General features: G+C 70.0%; 11 protein-coding genes and 1 pseudogene. 4 read left to right on the top strand and 8 right to left on the bottom strand.

Going from position 1 to position 18,268, the window contains the following annotated elements; genetic code table 11:
• Positions 1-408 precede the first annotated feature (408 nt).
• Positions 409-1,242, bottom strand: coding sequence for a PIG-L family deacetylase (locus LMU33_RS15630; RefSeq protein WP_228620963.1), 834 nt, complete (start codon positions 1,240-1,242; stop codon positions 409-411).
• A 465-nt stretch (positions 1,243-1,707) separates the two neighbouring features.
• Here LMU33_RS15630 and LMU33_RS15625 point away from each other — a divergent pair, with 465 nt between their 5' ends.
• Together LMU33_RS15625 and LMU33_RS15620 are read left to right on the top strand one after the other, a co-directional pair.
• The gene (locus LMU33_RS15625; protein WP_228620962.1) at positions 1,708-2,052 is read left to right on the top strand and encodes a hypothetical protein; all 345 of its coding nucleotides are present in this window, start codon (positions 1,708-1,710) and stop codon (positions 2,050-2,052) included.
• Between the two features lie 473 nt (positions 2,053-2,525).
• A complete protein-coding gene (locus LMU33_RS15620; protein ID WP_228620961.1) occupies positions 2,526-4,235 on the top strand; it encodes an MFS transporter in 1,710 nt (569 codons plus the stop codon).
• Between the two features lie 238 nt (positions 4,236-4,473).
• Here LMU33_RS15620 and pntB read toward each other — a convergent pair whose 3' ends face one another.
• On the bottom strand, positions 4,474-5,940 hold the full coding sequence (gene pntB / locus LMU33_RS15615) for a Re/Si-specific NAD(P)(+) transhydrogenase subunit beta (protein ID WP_228620960.1): 1,467 nt from the start codon (positions 5,938-5,940) through the stop codon (positions 4,474-4,476).
• A 6-nt stretch (positions 5,941-5,946) separates the two neighbouring features.
• On the bottom strand, positions 5,947-7,503 hold the full coding sequence (locus LMU33_RS15610; protein ID WP_228620959.1) for a Re/Si-specific NAD(P)(+) transhydrogenase subunit alpha: 1,557 nt from the start codon (positions 7,501-7,503) through the stop codon (positions 5,947-5,949).
• Between the two features lie 334 nt (positions 7,504-7,837).
• Here LMU33_RS15610 and LMU33_RS15605 point away from each other — a divergent pair, with 334 nt between their 5' ends.
• Positions 7,838-9,451, top strand: a complete 1,614-nt coding sequence (locus LMU33_RS15605; protein ID WP_228620958.1) for a glycosyltransferase family 2 protein — start codon at positions 7,838-7,840, stop codon at positions 9,449-9,451.
• Between the two features lie 12 nt (positions 9,452-9,463).
• On the opposite strand, the gene LMU33_RS15600 is transcribed toward LMU33_RS15605, so the two are convergent.
• The 4 genes from LMU33_RS15600 to LMU33_RS15585 form a co-directional block, all read right to left on the bottom strand.
• Complete coding sequence (locus LMU33_RS15600) at positions 9,464-11,689, bottom strand: bifunctional glycosyltransferase/CDP-glycerol:glycerophosphate glycerophosphotransferase (protein WP_228620957.1); 2,226 nt, start codon at positions 11,687-11,689, stop codon at positions 9,464-9,466.
• Between the two features lie 662 nt (positions 11,690-12,351).
• Positions 12,352-13,605: a cytochrome P450 family protein gene (locus LMU33_RS15595; protein WP_228620956.1), complete on the bottom strand. Its 1,254-nt coding sequence runs from the start codon at positions 13,603-13,605 to the stop codon at positions 12,352-12,354.
• Positions 13,606-13,946: 341 nt separating this feature from the next.
• A complete protein-coding gene (locus LMU33_RS15590) occupies positions 13,947-14,822 on the bottom strand; it encodes a YihY/virulence factor BrkB family protein (protein WP_228620955.1) in 876 nt (291 codons plus the stop codon).
• A gap of 633 nt (positions 14,823-15,455) precedes the next feature.
• The gene (locus tag LMU33_RS15585) at positions 15,456-15,857 is read right to left on the bottom strand and encodes a hypothetical protein (protein WP_228620954.1); all 402 of its coding nucleotides are present in this window, start codon (positions 15,855-15,857) and stop codon (positions 15,456-15,458) included.
• 218 nt (positions 15,858-16,075) lie between these two features.
• Between LMU33_RS15585 and LMU33_RS15580 the strand changes: the two are divergent.
• Positions 16,076-16,204, top strand: a pseudogene (locus LMU33_RS15580) (transposase); the annotation flags it as partial.
• A 677-nt stretch (positions 16,205-16,881) separates the two neighbouring features.
• On the opposite strand, the gene LMU33_RS15575 reads toward LMU33_RS15580, so the two are convergent.
• Positions 16,882-18,258 (bottom strand): cryptochrome/photolyase family protein, encoded by a 1,377-nt coding sequence (locus tag LMU33_RS15575; protein ID WP_228620991.1) that lies wholly within the window; start codon positions 18,256-18,258, stop codon positions 16,882-16,884.
• Positions 18,259-18,268 lie beyond the last annotated feature (10 nt).

Raw genomic sequence — 18,268 nt, 5'->3', positions numbered from 1 at the left:
CGTCCCGGTCACCACACTGCTCGCCGCCCTGGTGGTCTCGGCCGACCGGCCAGGTCCGCAGGCGGGAGCGGCGACGGCGGGCGCGGGCGCGGCTGCCGGAGCGGCGGCAGGCCGCGGCGGGCGTCGGCGCAAGCGTTGAGAGCGATTCGCCACCCTCTCCGGCCTTGTATCTCGGCGCCACTGGCGCGATGACTTCCCGATCACCCAGGCACCCTGCTCGGCCGGCACCGCCGTTTCGTCGCCGCGAAGTGGGACCACGCCGGCGCTGCTGGTCTGTGCAGAGCCGCAGCCCGCATCTGCTCCGGGGACGGGCTGAGCGGGGCGGACCGCGGCTCGGCATGGACACTGGCCACCAGCCCGTCCGGTAACAGCCACGCTACCGAGCAGGGCCCCCTGATGATCAAGGGATCAGCGCAGTCCGGCGAACAGGTCGTTCTCGGGCACGGCGGCGCCGGTGGTGTCCTGGACACGTACGAAGGTCTCGACGCCCATCAATTCGGTGAACCTTTTCTGGCCCATCTTGAGGAAGAAGATGTTCTCGCCCTGACTGGCGTGCGCGGCCAGCGCATCGAACTTCTGACCGCCGAACGCGGTGGTGTCCACCCAGGTGGTGATCTCCTCGTCGGGGAGTCCGATCTCGGCCATCGCGGCGGCCTCGGCCGGATCCGGCTCCTGCCAGTCCGCACCGAACTCACGCATGGTCTCCCCGAATCGCTGCATCATCGACCGGGGCGCCGTCGTCCAGTACACCTTCGGCGTCTGCGCGGTCATCGCCAGCGCCGTCATCGTGATGCGGTTTGCCTGGATGTGGTCGGGGTGGCCGTAGAAGCCGTTCTCGTCGTAGGTCACGACCACATCGGGTTGGTAGCGGCGCAAGAGTTCCGCGAGCCGGGCAGCGCCCTCCTCCACGGGGGTCCGCCAGAAGGACCCGGGGGCGTCGTTGGCCGGCCAGCCCATCATCCCGGAGTCGGCATAGCCCAGCATCTCCAGGTGACTGACCTTCAGAATGTCGCAACTCGACTCGAGTTCGTGGCGCCGCATCAAGGCGACGGCTGCCGGATCGTGCCCGGGATCGCCCGGTTTGACACCCTCCGGCCCGTCACCGCAACTACCGTCGGTACACGTCACGAGGACCGTGCGGATGCCCTCCGCCGCGTACCGCGCGAGGACACCTCCCGTGCCAGTGGCCTCGTCGTCGGGGTGGGCGTGCACCGCCATGAGCGTCAAGGGCCTGTCATGCATGAAATATCCTCCTGTGTGAAAAGACCTCGGTCCGAGTCTGCGGCAGGCGTACAAGCGGTCGCCGCGATTTCGGGTGACCGGGGCGTACCGCGGGCCCGGGGCCCCGGATCGCGTCGGGGCGGACGATCTTTTACTCCCCCTGCTTCCCCGCCCGCACGACGCCAGTTCCTCGGCTGGTGCAACAGCGCCGGCCACCTCGGCTGTTCCCGCCGCGCAGGGGAACTCCCGGGCCTTGGCACTCGCTCCCGCACACTTCGCTTCCGGACCAGCCCGTGCGCCTGAGGAGTTCGCCGGCTCGTGGCAACGGCCGGAGCCCCGGCACGCCGGTGCGCGGATGGGGACCCGCCCGGCGACGCAGCCGGGATGCGACCAGTGCCGGCGTGGCCGCGAGCACATGCGCAGGGTGGTCGGCCGCAGACCGGCGCCGGCCGCTGCATAGCCGGCGGCGGGGGCGAAGGAGACCACTTGGACAGCCGGGTCACCCGCACCCGCAGGGCGGGCGGGGACTGCACGCTCGGCGAGTACTCCAAGGATGCGGGCATTCAGGACATTCATCATCCGGCCACCGTGCTCCCGGATGAAGCCGAACCGGTCGTTGAACACGAAGGCCTCGGACGTCAGCTGCACGGGTTGACGACGCGCCGTGCTCGGATGATGAGCTGGCAGGCAACGCAGAGGATCTGTGATGACCAGGAGGGCGGGGGTGCCGGTGTTGTGCTCCAAGTGCGAGGCGACGACGAGCGAGCAGTTCTCGCCCTCCTTGATCGCACGCACGAACTCGGCCCTGGTCACGGAGCCTTCGGGTGGTAGCAGTCCGCCGTGGGCCTTGATCTCGTAGAAGTGGCGCGCCGAGTCGACGGCATCCGCACCCAACCCCGGAGTCCCGCGATGGTCTTCAACGGTGATGCCCTTCTCGCTCAGGATCCGGCCCGGCTCCGACCGGCGGAGGAACGGACGGGGCCCTCAGCGGCATCGGCCGATCCCGGCGAGGTGCGCGTGCCCTAGGGACACCATCGTCCTGCGCGCCCTGGCGACCCGAGGTCATCCACCCGGCCCCTACAACTCCCCGGGCGCAAGGTCACGTTTCGGTATCCCCACGCACACCCCTAGGCCGTACCGACCAGTCGGTACTAGCGTCTGCGCACATCTTCCCCGAAGGGACACAGAGACCCCAGGGGTTCGGCCCACCTGGCCGAACAGTGCTCGTGCCCGCCGCACCGCAAGGCGCGCACCGTCCGCACCCACCGCACCGGGCCCATGGGCCCGACCCCAGGAGCCGCCGCATGACTGCCATGCCCGCTTCGCCCGACGACACGGATCTCGGACCGACCGATACCGGCACGCCGGAAACTCCCCACCAGGCCGCCCGGTTGTGGCGCCGCGAGTTGAACCACTATCCCGCCACCTCACGCCGGATGGCGTACCTGGCGATCGTCGTGTTGACCACCGTGGTCCTGTACTACGCCCTCTACGTGCAGTACGCGGTCGCCACGTCGATCATCACGCACTTCCACATGACCTACAGCTACTTCGTGTGGGTCAGCGTCATCGGCAACGCCGTCGGCGCCTTCGCCTCGCTCGTGGCGGGCCTCGCCGACCGCTGGGGCCGGGCCAACATGGTGGTCTACGGGCTTCTCATCGCCGCCCTGCTCAGCCTCCTCGGCCTGCCCAACGCCCCGGACAAGGGCACCTACCTGGTGCTCTTCGCCGGCCTCAGCTTCATCGAAGGCATCGTGCTGGTGGCCACGCCGGCACTGATCCGGGACTTCTCTCCACAGCTCGGCCGAGCCACCGCGATGGGCTACTGGACCATGGGCCCGGTCATCGGGAGCCTGGTCGTCACCGTCGTCACCAGCAGCACCCTGTCCTTCGCCGGCTGGCAGGACGAGCTGCGCTACTCCGGCTGGGCCGGGCTTGCCGTCTTCATGTTGGCGCTGCTGGGGCTGCGCGAGCTGTCGCCTCGGCTGCGTGACCAGATCATGGTCAGCCTCCGCGACCGTGCGCTCATCGAAGCGCGGGCCAAGGGCGCGAATCAGAGGACGGCGGCCGCGGGTCACTGGCGGCAGATGCTGCGGCTGGACGTCGTCGGCTCGGCCACGGCCGTCAGCCTCTTCCTCCTGCTCTACTTCGGCGCCGTAGGAAACTTCGTCGTCTATTTCGCCGCGACGTTCGGCTACAGCGAGCAGCGCACCAACGGGCTGGCCAACTGGTACTGGGCGGCCAACGCGGTGGCACTGGTGGCGGCGGGGCTGCTCTCCGACAAACTGAAGGTACGCAAGCCGTTCATGATCGTCGGAGCCGTCGGTTCGATCGTGGTCACCACGCTCTTCGCCCTGCACGCCACGGAGCCGCGCACCGGCTACTACACCTTTGCCGCACTGTTCGTCGCCATCGGTGTGCTCACCGGCGTCACCTACGCACCCTGGATGGCGAGCTTCACCGAGACCGTGGAGAAGCAGAACCCGGCCGCCACGGCGACCGGTCTGGCCGTGTGGGGATGGATCATCCGGGCGGTGGTCGCGGTTTCCACAGCGTTCGTCCCGGTCGTGGTGACGTCGGCCACGCCCCTGGTCGAGCATGGCGCCCAGGTAAAGGCCGCAAGCGTCCAGGCCGCCCCCGCTCTGGCCATCATCGACGCGCACCCGCGGCTTTTCGCCGAACTCGAGGCGTATCCTCCGGCCGCAGTCCCACCGGCGCTGGCGGCTCAGGCGGCGCGCGAGGTCGGGGACGACGACCTGGCGACCGTGCGCAGGGCCCAGCCGCAGTTGGCGCTGCTGCAACGCTACGGGTCCCAGGTGAAGAACGCCGCCGCCCAGGGCCCCGAACAGTGGCGCACCTGGTGGCTGATCTGTGTCGCCGGGCAAGTGATCTTCCTGCCGTTCATCTTCGTCATGGCCGGCCGTTGGAGTCCGCGCAAGGCCCGTGATGAGGCGGTGGAGCACCAGCGCGCCGTGGATCGTGAACTGGCTGCCCTCGCCGAGGAGGGCGACTGACCCCACGGCCACCCTCCAGCCTGGGTGGGCAGCCCTTGCGCGCCCAGCCGAGTGGGTCTCGGCAGCGCGACCAGCTGACGCCACGTCACTCCACGTGCACAGGAACATGAACCCTTGCCACCAGGCGGCGGCCGACACCATGTCTGCCGCCGCCTGCGGCGTCAGGATGCCCGAACAGCTGAACCATCGAGACGGTCCGGACGCTGGTGGCAGGACGACGAACGAACTCAGAACCGGCTCACCGGCCGGCCACCGTCGCCTGACGCGCGACCGGGGCCGCCCCATGGCTGCCGTTGGTGCTGAGCGCGCGCAGGATCTCCTCGACGCTTTGCTTGGCGTCGCCGAAGAGCATGCTGCTGTTCTCGCGGAAGAAGAGCGGGTTCTGCACGCCCGCGTAGCCGGAGGCCATGGAGCGCTTGAAGACGATGACCTGTTCCGCCTCCCAGACCCGCAGCACCGGCATGCCGGCGATCGGGCTGGCCGGGTCCTCGGTCGCTGCCGGGTTGACGGTGTCGTTCGCTCCGATGACCAGCACGATGGAGGTGTCGGCGAAGTCGTCGTTGATCTCGTCCATCTCCAGGACGATGTCGTACGGCACCTTCGCCTCGGCCAGCAGCACGTTCATGTGCCCGGGCAGGCGACCTGCGACGGGGTGGACGCCGAAGCGGACCTCGACGCCCCGCTCGCGCAGCTGTCGCGTCAGCTCCGCGACCGGGTGCTGGGCCTGGGCGACGGCCATGCCGTAGCCGGGGGTGATGATCACCGAGCGAGCCTGCGCGAGCGCCTCGGCCGCCTCCGCGGCCCGCACCTCGCGGTGCTCGCCCTGCTCCTCGCCCCTGCCCGTGGGGGCCTCGATGCCGAAACCGCCCGCGATGACGGAGATGAAGGACCGGTTCATCGCCTTGCACATGATGTAGGACAGGTAGGCGCCGGAGGAGCCCACCAGCGCGCCCGTGACGATGAGCAGGTTGTTGTCGAGCAGGAAGCCGGCCGCGGCCGCCGCCCAGCCCGAGTAGCTGTTCAGCATGGAGACGACGACGGGCATGTCGCCGCCGCCGATCGAGGCGACCAGGTGCCAGCCGAGGGCCAGCGCCAGCGCGGTGACCGCGATCATCAGCGGCAGGTTCGGGCTGATCGTGAACCAGACGGTCAGCGCGACGAATGCGCCGAGCGCGCCGAGGTTCAGCGCGTTCTTGCCCGGCAGCATCAGCGGACGGGACTTGATGCGCGCCGAGAGCTTCAGGAACGCGACGATCGAGCCGGTGAAGGTGACCGCGCCGATGAAGATGCCGACGAACACCTCGGCATGGTGGATGCCCAGCAGGTCGGCGCCGATCCGGGTCTGCGCCGTGCCGTGCGCCTCCACCTCCAGGTAGCTGTTCCAGCCCACCAGCACCGCGGCAAGGCCGACGAAGCTGTGCAGCACCGCGATCAGTTCCGGCATCTGCGTCATCTCGACGCGGCGGGCCCGCCACAGGCCGATCGCCGCGCCGAGCGCCATGGCCAGCACGATCAGGGCCACCGCCCCGGCGGTGATGCTCTGCGCGGCCACCACGACGGTGGCGACCAGTGCGAGGACCATCCCGGCGATGCCGTAGACGATGCCGGCGCGGGAGGTGCGGTGCTGGGACAGGCCGGCCAGGCTGAGGATGAACAACAGGGCGGCGACCAGGTCGGCAGCGTGGGAGGCCGTCAGTGAGGTCATCTCGGCTCAGCCTTTCGAGAACATGGACAGCATGCGGCGGGTGACGGCGAAACCTCCGAAGATGTTCACGCTCGTCAGCAGGACCGCCACGAAGGACAACGCGGTGACGATCCGGTTCTCGTGCCCGATCTGCAGCAGGGCGCCGATCACGACGATCCCGGAGATCGCGTTGGTCACCGACATCAGCGGCGTGTGCAGCGCGTGGTGCACCTTGCCGATGACGTAGTAGCCGATCACCACCGCCAGGGCGAAGACCGTGAAGTTTCCCGCGAGTTGGGCGGGGGCGAAGGCCATCAGCAGGAACATGGCGAGCATGCCGAGCCCGATCAGGCCGAAGCGTCCCGCAGATGTCGGCCTCGGCCGCTTCGGCTCGGGCTCGGCAAGCCTTGTCTCCGGCTGTACGGCGGGCGCGGCCGAGACCGCCACGGGCGGCGGCGGCCAGGTGACGTCGCCGTCGCGCACCACGGTCACGGCCCGCTGTACGACGTCGTCGAAGTCGATCGCCAGCCGCCCGTCCTTGCCGGGGGTGAGCAGCCTCAGCAGATTCACCAGGTTCGTGCCGAACAGCTGCGAGGCCTGGGCGGGCAGCCGGGAGGCGAGGTCGGTGTAGCCGATGATGGTGACGCCGTTGTCGGTGACGACCGCACGCCCGGGCACGGTGCCCTCGACGTTGCCGCCCTGGGCGGCGGCCATGTCGACGACGACGCTGCCCGGCTTCATGGCCGCCACGTTCCTGGCCGTCAGCAGGCGCGGCGCCGGCCGGCCCGGGATCAGCGCGGTGGTGATCACGATGTCCACGTCCGCCGCCTGCTCGTGGTAGAGCTCGGCGGCGGCACGGTCATAGTCGGCGGAGGTCGCCTTGGCGTAGCCGTCGGTGCTCGTCTCCTGGGCGGCGTGCACCGGGAGGTACTCGCCGCCCAGCGACTTCACCTGATCCGCGACCTCGGGCCGCGGGTCGGTCGCCCGCACGATCGCGCCGAGGTTGGACGCCGCACCGATCGCCGCGAGGCCGGCCACGCCCGCGCCGGCGACCAGCACCTTCGCCGGTGGCACCTTGCCCGCCGCGGTGACCTGTCCGGTGAAGAACCGGCCGAAGACGTGCGCGGCCTCGATCACCGCACGGTACCCGGCGATGTTCGCCATCGACGACAGCACGTCCATCGACTGAGCGCGCGAGATGCGCGGCACCGCGTCCAGCGCCAGAGCGGTCACCCCGGCATCGGCGAGTGTGTGAAGCAGTTCGGGCTTTTGTGCCGGCGTCAGCAGGGCGACCACTGTCGTGCCCTGCCGGAGCCGGGTGATCTCCGCGTCGGAGGGGGAGTTCACCTTCAGGACGACATCCGCGTCCCAGGCCTCGCCGATCTCCGCGCCGACATCGAGGTAGGCCTGGTCACTGAAGCCGGACGCCGCGCCGGCCTCGGACTCCACCACGACCTCGTAGCCGAGACCCAGCAGCTGACGTACGGTCGCCGGCGTCGCCGCGACACGCGTCTCACCGGAGACGGACTCGGCCACCACGCCGACGCGCTGGGGTGGGTGGTGCGCAGGTTCTTGTGCAGACATTTCTGGTGTTCTCTCCTGGGAGGAGGGCTTGACGGGCTATCCGCGATCAAAAGGCGTCCACAGGGCTCGTCCTCGTGGACACCGGCCGTGGGAACCTACCCGTCGGGGTCGCCCGTGCCTACGGACTTGGCCGTGGTGTGTTTCACTCGGGCGTCCGCCGAAGCACCGTAGGAGCGGTTCTGGGGAGGCCTGCCCTGCACCGTGCCGCACATGGTGCCGGCACCCATCAGCCCAGTCCTACATAATGTAGGAGTTCATCGGGTGCCGCCCACCGGGTCCTCCGCTCCATCAACGGCGCAGGGTGCCTGTCACGACCGCACGAACAGGAGCAGAGTTGTCCAGCGCGAACGACGGGGCGGTGACGGTGGTGGTCATCGCCTACAACGACGCGGAGCACGTTGCGGAGGCGGTGGCCTCGGCGCTCGCACAAGGCGATGCGGTCGGCGAGGTCGTCGTCGTGGACGACGCTTCCACCGACGACACACCTCGCATACTGGGCGAGCTCGCAGCCGCCGAGCCGCGCGTGCGCGTCGTACGCCGTGCGGTCAACAGCGGCGGCTGCGGCACCCCGCGCAACGACGGTATCGACGCGGCCCGCCACCCGTGGCTCGTCTTCCTCGACAGCGACGATGTGCTTCCGCCGAAGGCTGTGGACACGCTCCTCGCCGTCGCACTCCGGCACGGCGCCGATGTGGCGGCAGGCCTGTGCGTTCGGCGCGAGCTGCCCGGTGGGCGTGAAATCCCCTGGCAGGAGGGGTTGTTCACGACCGAGTCGGTGCACAACGGGGTGGCCGGGCGCCCGCAGACGCTGTGGGACACGCTGTCGGTGAACAAGATCTACCGCCGTGACTTCCTGGTGTCCCGGCGGATCCGTTTCCCCGACGGCGCGGCGCACTACGAGGACTTCGTGTTCACCGCGCGTGTGTACGCGGCAGGGCCGCGCTTCGCCGTCACTCCCGAAACCGTCTACATCTGGCATGTGCGCTATGGCACCGGCCGGGCTTCGATCTCGCTGCGCCGGGACCGGATCCAGAACTGGCGGGACCGGGTCACCGCCCATCAGCAGGTGCTGGAGATCATGCGGGACAGCGGCGACCAGGATCTGCTGATCGCCGCGCAGACGAAATTCCTTGAGTTCGATCTCGCCGTCTACCTGAGCGAACTGCCGCAGCGGACGCCGGAGTACCAGGACGCCTGGTGGCGGATCGCCCGCGAGCACGTGGGCGCCTTCGAGGCGGAGGCCGCACGCCGGGCCACTCCCGCTGCCCGTTGGCGCACCGAGGTGCTGCTCGGACGCGAGCGAAATGCCGTGGACATCGGGCGGCTGGCCGAGTTGGCGGCCGACCCGCCTCGGCTGACACCGCCGTACGCCGGTGACGCGCGGCGACCGCTGTGGGACGAGGCGGATTCCACCCCCGGCGGAACGGACGAGATCGTGCTCGACGGTCTCGACGACACCCCTGTCGCGCTGCTGCCCTTCCACGTCCTCGGGAACGTGGGCGCGGGTCGCCGGCTCGTGCTCGAACTACGACTGGCCGACCTCTACGGCAGGACCGCGCACGCCGGACCGGAGCGGGCGACCGTCGAGTTGCGGCACCGTGTGACGGGCGCGGCACACCGGTACGAGGCTGAGTGGCAAGCCGAGCCAGGCGGACACGGCTGGCGTGCCGTCGTCTCCGCGGACATGGCGGCGCTCTGTGAAGGCGGCACGATCACGACCTGGGACGCCTGGGTGACCCTGACCTTCCGGGACGGCGAGTCGGCCACGCGGCCGCTTCGTGCGGGATCCGGCCTCAGGCGGCTGGTGCGGATGGGCCGTCGGGGACGGGTGCTGTTGCTCCAGCCGTACGCCACCAACAGTGGCTGCCTCGCCGTGCGCATCGCGGATGGCCTTTCCGGGATGCGCCGCGTTGTCGCGGGACGGTTCGCACGCCGCGTGCGGAGCTGAGTGGCGACGAGGTCAACTGCCCGCCTGTGCTGGTTCGTTCTTGTTGGCCGGCTCTCCCAGGAAGACACGGCGCACCACGCGTTCGGCCGCGTGCCCGTCGTCGTAGGGGCAGAAGCGTGCCCGAAATCCAGAGCGTCGCTCGGCCATGTGCGGCCCCGCGTACTCGCCGCTGAGGAAGACCTCGGCGAGTTGCTGCTGCGTGGTGGCGACCGCTCCGGGAGCCTCGGCGAGGAGGTCGAAGTAGACGCCTCGTGCGCGGCGGTACGCCTCCCAGTCGGGCGCGTAGATCACGATCGGCCGGTCCAGGGCGGCGTAGTCGAACATCACTGAGGAGTAGTCGGTGATCAGCACGTCGGCAGCGATGCACAGGTCTTCGATCGACGGGTGGGACGAGACGTCCACGACGCCCCGCGACGGGACGGTCCGAGGGGTGTCGAAGTAGTGCGCACGCACCAGCAGGACATGGTCGTCACCGAGCTGATCGGCGAACCACTGCACGTCGAGCAGGGGCGCCGCCTGGTCCTGGTGGTCGCGGTGGGTGGGCGCGTAGAGGACGGCGGTCCGCCCAGGGGGGATGCCCAGTTCGTCCCGCACACGGTTCACCCGGTCGAGCGAGGCGTTGGCCAGCCGGTCGACGCGCGGATAGCCCGTCTGGAGTACCTCGTAGCTGCCGGGATAGACCCTGGTGAACACCTCGGTGGTGTGCGGGTTCGGCGAGACCAGGAAGTCCCATCGCCCGCACTGCTCCACCAGCCGGTCGAAGTTCATGCCGCGTGCGGCTGCGGGGTGGTCCCGCAGGTCGGTTCCCATCTTCTTCAGGGGGGTGCCGTGCTGTGTCTGCACCAGCACCGCGCCGCGTCGCTTGGGCAGTTCATAAGAGAAGTTGACGTTGTTGACCAGATACTTGGCCCGCGCCATGGTGCGCAGGCACCGTGCTGATCCGTCCACCACGTACTCGACACCCGGCGGGATGGATCCCGTCCTGTCCTTGGCGACCACCCACACCCCGCGGATGCCGGGCGCGAGTTCACGGGCCTTCTCGAAGACGGCTGCCGGGTTGCAGGCGTAACTGCGGTTCCAGTAGGCGGCGTAGACGGCAAGGCTGTCGTCGACGGGAAGCAGCAGACAAGCACGGTAGTAGGCCCGCCGCAGCGCCGTTGCCCCGAGCCGGGGTGCCCGCCGTGCCGCTTGGCGCGCCCGGCCGAGGGCGGTACGAAGTGCGAGACGAAGCCGGTTCACCGGTTCCAAGGCCGCGTACGCGGAGTACGCGCCCCGCTCCACCAGCCGGTACTGCAGGCCGCGCAGCCCGGACGGGTGGGAGTAGTCGCGCGGCCGGAACCTCCGGAAGTGTTCCGACGTCTGCCGGAAGAATTCGCGCCGCATGTCCTCCGGCACAAGTCCGGGGGTGGCGAGCACCGTCGTCGCATGTCGCACGGTCCGGTCGAACACTGCCCTGCGGAAGGGCTCGGCGGTCTCGGCCTCGCGGTCGATGAAGGCGAAGATCCGCTCGTACTGGCCGAAGAGATCGAAGTGTTTCGGGCTGGAGGTGTTGGTGATCGCTCCCTCCCGCCCGCGCCGGTAGTGGTAGCAGACACGGTCGAGCATGCTGAGGCGGCGCGCTGCGAGCAGGACGGGGTAGGTGACGGAGATGTCCTCGTAGTACCCGTGCCCGAACTCCACGTCCAGGCCGAGCAGGAAGTCGCGGCGCAGCACCCTGCTCCACGCGGTCATGACGAGGTCCAGGGTGCCCGGGCGCTCCGCGAGCGTGAACGTCTCGGGGGCGTCGCGGAACAGATGCGCACGGACATTGCGCTCGATGCCTCCCTCCGGGTCGAGGAGGGCGTGGTCGACGAGAAGCACGTCAGGCTCGGTCCGCTTCAGACGCTCTGCGACCGCGGCGAGCGCCCCGTCGGCCAGCCGGTCGTCGCTGTCGGCGAACCACACGTAGTCGCCACGGGCCCGAGCCAGTCCCTCGCTGCGTGCTCGGCCGAGGCCGACGTTCTGCGGCAGGTGGACCACGCGCAGCCGCTGGTCCTGGGCCGCGTACTCGTCGAGAAGGGCACCGCTGGCGTCGGGGGAACAGTCGTCCACGGCCACGACCTCAATACCCTGAAAGGACTGAGACGCCCCGAGGACCGATTCGAGGCACTCCGGCAGATACTCCTGCACCTGGTAGACGGGCAGGACGATACTGATGAGTACCTCTTCGGACGGTTGCACGGCCGGGGTGTCAGTCACCACATGGTCTCCAGGCAGGTGTCGGTGTGTATGTGTTCCACGCTCGGACCGCGGTTCAGCGGATGCCAGGGCTTCCTCCGGGGCTGCCGGGCTCACGTCGTGCACTCGTACGCTGCGGATCGCTGTGCCGACGACGTTGATGCGGCACCGATCCGATGACCATCCTGACTGGCGACACACCAAGGCGCCCCTTCACAGGGGCGGCAGCTCCTCGAGCACACAGTAGTCCTACATGATGTAGGACTACCACAGCGGGGTCTCGGCCGCACTCGCCGATCAGTTCTGCACCGCCTGGGCAAGCAGGTCGAACCACTTGCGGCTCTCCGACTCACCCACCGTCCGCACCGGGCGAGGCACCACTGTGGCGGATCCAATCGTTGACGGTTTCGCAGAGCCTGTCGGCGTCAGTAGGGGCAGCCACTGACACCGACTGGCCGGTCTGCAGCCGACTCGGCTGGGCGCCGGCGGGAACCACACTGTCGGGGACGACCGCCTCGTGGGCAGCGAGCCAACCATGGCGGACAGCCTCGCAACGGCGTATCCCGCCCAACACCTGATCCCGCTCGTCAACGGGCTGAATCAACTCATCCACAAGCCAACGATCACAGGCCGCTCTGACATCACTGGCATGTTCGCCTCGGCAGCAATCCCTCTGGAGCGCCTCAGCGCCGGACCGGGCGGACCGGGAGCGCTTCGACGCTGTTGCCGATGAAGCTGCGCTGACGGGGCAGATCGGCCTCGGGGACGGCGAGGCCGAGGTCCGGGAAGCGAGTGAAGAGCCGTTCGAGGGCGATCGTGGCCTCGAGGCGGGCGAGCGGGGCGCCCACGCAGTAGTGCACGCCCTGGCCGAAGGAGAGATGGCGGGCCGCGCCGGGCCGGGTGACGTCGAAGCGGTCGGCGTCCGGGCCGTGGAAGGCCTCGTCGCGCCCGGCGGCGGTGTAGCCGGCAAGAACCGGGGTGCCCTGCGGGATCACGGTGCCGCCGAGGGCCAGGTCGCGGGTGGGGTAGCGGAAGGGGAACCAGCTGACCGGGCCGTCCCAGCGCAGCGTCTCGTCCACCACGTCCGACCAGGTGGCCTTGCCCTCCAGAACCAGCGCCAGCTGGTCACGGTGGGTGCACAGTGCCCGTACGGCATTGCTGATCAAGTTGAGGGTGGTCTCGTGGCCGGCGACCAGCATCAGGCGCATCGTGCCGATGAGTTCGGCCTCGCTGAGCCGGTCGCCGCCGTCCTCGCGGGCGGCTATCAGGGCGCTGGTCAGGTCGTCGCCGGGGGCGGCCCGGCGGGCGGCCGCGATCGTGCCGAGCAGCTCGACGAGCTCGCGTACGGCGGCCATCACCTCCGCAGGGGTGGTGTCGGTGGCGATGACCACCGTGTAGGTGAGGTCGTGCAGCCGGCTGCGGTGCTCGGGGTCCACGCCGAGCAGCTCGCAGATGACGCTCATCGGGAGCGGGAGCGCGAAGTGGGTGCGCAGATCCGCGATGCCGTCCGGGTCCTCGTCGGCGGCCCGGCCCAGGTCGTCGAGGAGGCCGACGGTCAGCTCTTCGATGCGCGGCCGCAGCCGCTCCACCTGGCGGGCGGTGAAGGCGTTGCCGACGAGGGAACGCAGCCGGCGGTGGTCGGCGCCGTCGGCGGTGTGCATGCCCTGGGCGTTGGCGAAGACCCGCAGCGGCCAGTCCGCGGGGATCGTGCCGTCGTTCAGGGCCGGGCAGTGGCGGGCGTCCTTGGCCACGTCGGGGTGGGAGAGGAACTCCTTGAGCGCGTCGTGCCCCAGGACGACCGCCGCGGGCACGCCGCCGGGCAGGACGATGTCCGCAACGGGCCCCCGGGCCCGCAGGTCGGCGTTCAGGGCGTGCGGGCAGCCGCCGACGGGGTCGACGACGTGGGCGGGCGTGGGAACGGGAGGGCGGGAGGACAAGCCGGGACTCCTGACCGTGTGGACGAATACCGGCCAACAGTGCGGTGTCGAAGGCCGGTTGTACAAGTCCGTTCCCACGACGCCTCGGCCGGGGGCATGAGCCCAGGAGCATGAGTTGTTGGAGGGTCTGGGGGATGAGCCCGAGGTTGGATGTGCGGTTGCGGAACAGGGTGAGCGACAGCAGCGGCTCCTTCCCGGAGACCGACGGCGGAGAGGACCGCTCCCGTGGTGCCGAAGGCGCGGGTCGGATCGGGCGGAGCGGATCGTCGATGCGGCGGCTGAGGACGACGATCACTGCGATGACCGGGGCCTGGAACACGAAGGCCGCGCGTCCACGGCCATCACGGTTGTCGGTGTCCGCGCGCATGGGCGTTGACGGCCTGTCGTGCGAGCTCGACGTTGAACTGGGCACCTGCCAGGAGTGCCAGGTTGGACAGCCACAACCAGACGAGGAAGACCACGACCCCGGCCAGGGAGCCGTACAGGCGGTGGTAGGTGCTCACATGAGAGGCATAGACGGTGAAGCCGAGGGAGGTCGACAGCAGGAGCACGATGGCCAGGCCGCCACCCGGCGCCATCTTTCGCAGCGGACGCGACGGTGCGGGACCGGAACGGTAGAGCACCAGGACCAGGGCGATGGCCACCACTGCCAGAACGGGCCAGCGCAAGGTGTCCCATGCAGCCCGGGGAAGGCTGCCCATCTCCAGTGCTCGGCCCAGACGTCGTACCAGGCTGCCGCTCAGCAGCAGAGCGAGCGTCGTGGTCAGGAGAAGGGTGATCAGCGCGATGGCCGTGACGATGATGCGTGGGGCCGTCCGCCACACCGGCCGGTGCGAGCTGACGTGATACATGGCGTGCAGGGCCCGGCGAAAGACACTCAGATAGCTGGAGCCCGACCACAGGGCCCCGGCCGCGCCGAAGAAGACCAGCAGCCAGGCTGCCGAGGACTGGCCGGCCATCTGCTCCAGGGCGCTGCGCAGCAAGCCGCGGGATGCGGCGGGCGCCACGCGGGTGAGGCGGTCGATCACTTCCGGTTGCGCCGTGGGCATGGTGAGCCCCAGCACCGAGAGAAGCACCAGCAGCACGGGGAACAGGGCTAGGACCGCATAGTAGGTCAAAGCGGCGGCCCAGTCCGTCACGTCGTCATTCCAGATCGCCACAGGTGTCCGGCGCAGCGCAGCCCACCACTGGCCCATCCGGCTGCCGGTCTCGCGCATGGCGCGGATGCTCCCGCCACCCACTGTCCACGCCCCCCTCCACCAGCGGCCGACACCGACCGCCGTCCTGTCGCACCAGTTATCCACCACCGCATGCGGTGCGTTGACGGCCGGCGCCCGCAGAGCGGCGGCCGGATGCCCGGCTACCTGCCGACTGCCTTCGTCCGGATGCCGCTCGGGGGACCGATCCTCGTCGAGGATGTCCCGGACGGCGTCCTTGGTCCTTTCTCCGGCCGGACGTCCCCTTCGATCTGGTCAGGACCCGCCCTCCGTTTCAAGACGCTCGTTGCCGACCGCCTTGCCGACCTACTCTTCCGTCCTGCCCTTGCTCTCGTCGCCCGTGTCGGCGGTCTTGTCCGACATACTCATGGACCCGTCCTTCCAGATCCGCGATTGACGCGCGCACAACCCGTTTACCCGCCCCGCACGGAGTGATGTGCCGTGCCCACTCGGCGCTGAGTGGACTTCGGGGACGGATACTCGAGGGCATCGAGGCGATCGGACTGTGGCTGACCAAGCGCTGGGCGGAGAGGCGGTGGACCGCCGAAGGTCGGCTGCCGCAACGTTCGTCCGACGCACGACGGGGCGGCCGCGGACGTAGTGGTGCCGACTGTCCGCGGCCGCGCTGACGGCTCAGCGGACGTGCACCGTCACCGGGTCAGACGCGCGATGGCGCACTGGGTGGTGATCACGCGGACCGGTCAGGCCGTACAACACGGCGCGGAAGTCCACCGGGCCCCGCCCCGCATCCTTCACGTGCGCGGCGGCCCGCGCCTCCGTGCCACTGGCGACTACGGCACCGCAGGCCACCTGGCGCCACGCGTGCCCGCCACTCCGCTGTTGCAGGCATATCCGCAAGTAGCGGACGGCATCGTCGTCCCCGTGCGCCGTGACCGTGAAGGTCTTGCCGACATGCGCCGCGTGCGGCGCTGTGATATCCACTTCACCCTTGGCGTACGCAGGCACCGCGGCCAGAGCCAACGAGGCCACCCCCAGCGCACCGGCCAGGGCCAGGCGGCCGCCACGCGCCTTCATCCCGGTCCTTCTCGTCCTGGTCATGGGCTTCCCTCCCGTGGGTCTCCACCCAAGGCGCCTGGTGCGCCTTGCTGATCAGCCAGATGAGCCGGCCGACCGCCCGGTTGCGCCCGGCTGACGCTGTTGCGGATTTACGACATACCTGTCCCATCCAGATTTATCCGCCGTCAGGCAATGGCAGCCGCAAGGTTTGACGCCTCATCACCCTGTTGGTCGAGCGGAGCGATCGGTCCCTGTTCGCCGCGGCCAGGGAGGCATACGTGAACGAGGCCTCAACGCGCTCGGTCGATGACCTGGTCGAGGCGCTCGAGGCGGACAGCGGGATCTCGAAGTCGGAGGTGTCGAGACAAGGAGGCTTCACCATGCCCACGCCGACGAGCGTCCGCGCCGATGGCAGTCACCAGCCTGGATGCCGAGAGCGGCGTGGATCAGCGCGCCGCCCCTCCACGGATGCCGGCCGTGGCCGGTGGGCTGGTCGTGGGTGCGGGTGTAGGTGAGGTGCCACCGCCGGTGGCGCCGCCGAGCAGCCCGCCGTCGCCCGCACCGCCGGTCGTGGCGCCGGCGGTGTCGGTCGGGCTCGTGCTGACGCAGTGCTTCTCCTGTCCGTGACACGGTCCGGTGGTGGGCTCGGTGTGACCGGTGCGGTCGGGGTGGCTGTGGGGGTGCTCTGGGTCGCAGTGGCCGAAGGGGTGGGTGAGGTGCCCCGTATTCGTCGGTGCTCTGACCCAGCGTGGGTGCGGCCCGGAACTGCCATGGGTCTGCGATCGAGCCACGCCCACATGATCATCGAACGCGGGTGGTCGCTCTGATCGTCACGCTTTCCGCGGGACCGTCCACCGCGGCTTGTCAGGTTCCCGGTGACCCGTACCTGACGCCGAAGCGGAATTGGCGCTGCCGACCGGGCTCCGGGGAGAGGGCGGCGGCATGTTCGGGGCGGTTGAAGGCGTCGGTCGTCGCCTCGACGGGTTCGAGGGCGATGGAGGCCCGCCGGTCCCGCGCCAGGGTGAGAGCCGGTCGGCCGCGGTCACTCCTGCCGGCGGCGGGCCCGGCGGAACCTGTCCAGGCCCTCGGACAGGTCAACGATCGGGTCGGGATAGTCGAGCGCGGCGCGGTCCGCTCTGTGCAGCTTCCACGGCTCGTGTACTGCAGGCGCGTCGATGTTCCTCAGTTCGGGCACCCAGCGGTGGACGTAAGTGCCGTGCGGGTCGTACCGCTTGGCCTGGATGACGGGGTTGAGGACCCGGCCCGGCCGGGTGTCGGTCCCGGTACCGGCCACCCACTGCCAGTTGAGCTGGTTGTTGGCGATGTCACCGTCGACCAGCCAGTGCAGGAAGTGGGCGGCGCCGATGCGCCAGTCGACGTAGAGCGTCTTGGTCAGGAAGCTCGCGGTCAGCAGGCGGGCCCGGTTGTGCATCCAGCCCTCGTGGCGCAGTTGCCGCATCGCGGCGTCGATCACCGGGTAGCCGGTACGGCCTTCCCGCCACGCCTCGATGTCGGCCTTCGCCGTGCGCTCGGTGCGCCAACGGTCGCCCTTGGTGCGGTAGTCGGCGCGGGCGGCGACCGGTCGGGCTGCGAGTACCTGCCGGTGGAAGTCGCGCCAGGCGAGCTGCCGTACCAGCGCCTCGGCGCCGGGTCCGCCGCGGTGGCGGGCCCGGTGCACCAGTTCTACCGGGGAAAGGGTACCGAAATGCAGGTGCGCGGAGAGCCGGGAGGTGGCGTCCGCGGCCAGGTCGTCCCGGGTGTCGTCGTAGGCGTCCAGGCCGTGCCGCCAGTAGGCGGTCATCCGCTTGCGGCCCTCGGTCTCTCCGCCGCGCGGCAGGGCGGGCGAGACCCCGGTGACCTCGCTGCGGGCGGGCACCGGCTCGCCGTTCACCTGGCCGGGCACGGGCACGCGGCGCGGGGCGGCCACAGCCGTGCGCAGGCGGGCCTGTGCCCACTGCCGGTAGTACGGCGTGAAGACGGCGAAGTGGTCCGACGAGGAGGGAGTCACCTCGCCGGGCGGCACGGCCACGGTGACCGCGTCGTGGACGACCAGGCGGCGGCCGCCGGACTCCAGGGCCCGCCGGAGCCGGTCCTCCCGGCGGATGGCGAAGGCGCTGTGCGCCGCCGCCATGTGCACCTCGTCGGCGTCCGCCTCCCGCACCGCACGGCACACCTCCTCCACCGGGTCGCCGGAGCGCACCACGAGGTGTCCGCCGCGCTCGCGCAGGGAGGCGTCGAGGTCGGCCAGGCAGTCGGCGAGGAAGGCGCTGCGGTTCGGCGTGGCGAACCCGGCAGCTTCGACGGCCAGGTCGCGCACGAAGAACGGCACGACCGCGTCCGCGGACTTCAGCGCCGCGTGCAGCGGCGGGTGGTCGTGCAGGCGCAGGTCGGAGGTGAACAGGACGACCGAGACGCGCATGGGCTTCAAC

Origin of the sequence: Streptomyces barringtoniae (assembly GCF_020819595.1) — a bacterium.
Classification (GTDB): domain Bacteria; phylum Actinomycetota; class Actinomycetes; order Streptomycetales; family Streptomycetaceae; genus Streptomyces; species Streptomyces barringtoniae.
This window is presented reverse-complemented; position numbering and strand designations above follow the sequence as displayed.

Coding starts and splice junctions, on each gene's coding strand:
- LMU33_RS15630 (WP_228620963.1), bottom strand. CDS start 1,242: ATGCATGACAGGCCCTTGACGCTCATGGCGGTGCACGCCCACCCCGAC.
- LMU33_RS15620 (WP_228620961.1), top strand. CDS start 2,526: ATGACTGCCATGCCCGCTTCGCCCGACGACACGGATCTCGGACCGACC.
- pntB (WP_228620960.1), bottom strand. CDS start 5,940: ATGACCTCACTGACGGCCTCCCACGCTGCCGACCTGGTCGCCGCCCTG.
- LMU33_RS15610 (WP_228620959.1), bottom strand. CDS start 7,503: ATGTCTGCACAAGAACCTGCGCACCACCCACCCCAGCGCGTCGGCGTG.
- LMU33_RS15590 (WP_228620955.1), bottom strand. CDS start 14,822: ATGCGCGAGACCGGCAGCCGGATGGGCCAGTGGTGGGCTGCGCTGCGC.
- LMU33_RS15585 (WP_228620954.1), bottom strand. CDS start 15,857: ATGAAGGCGCGTGGCGGCCGCCTGGCCCTGGCCGGTGCGCTGGGGGTG.
- LMU33_RS15575 (WP_228620991.1), bottom strand. CDS start 18,258: ATGCGCGTCTCGGTCGTCCTGTTCACCTCCGACCTGCGCCTGCACGAC.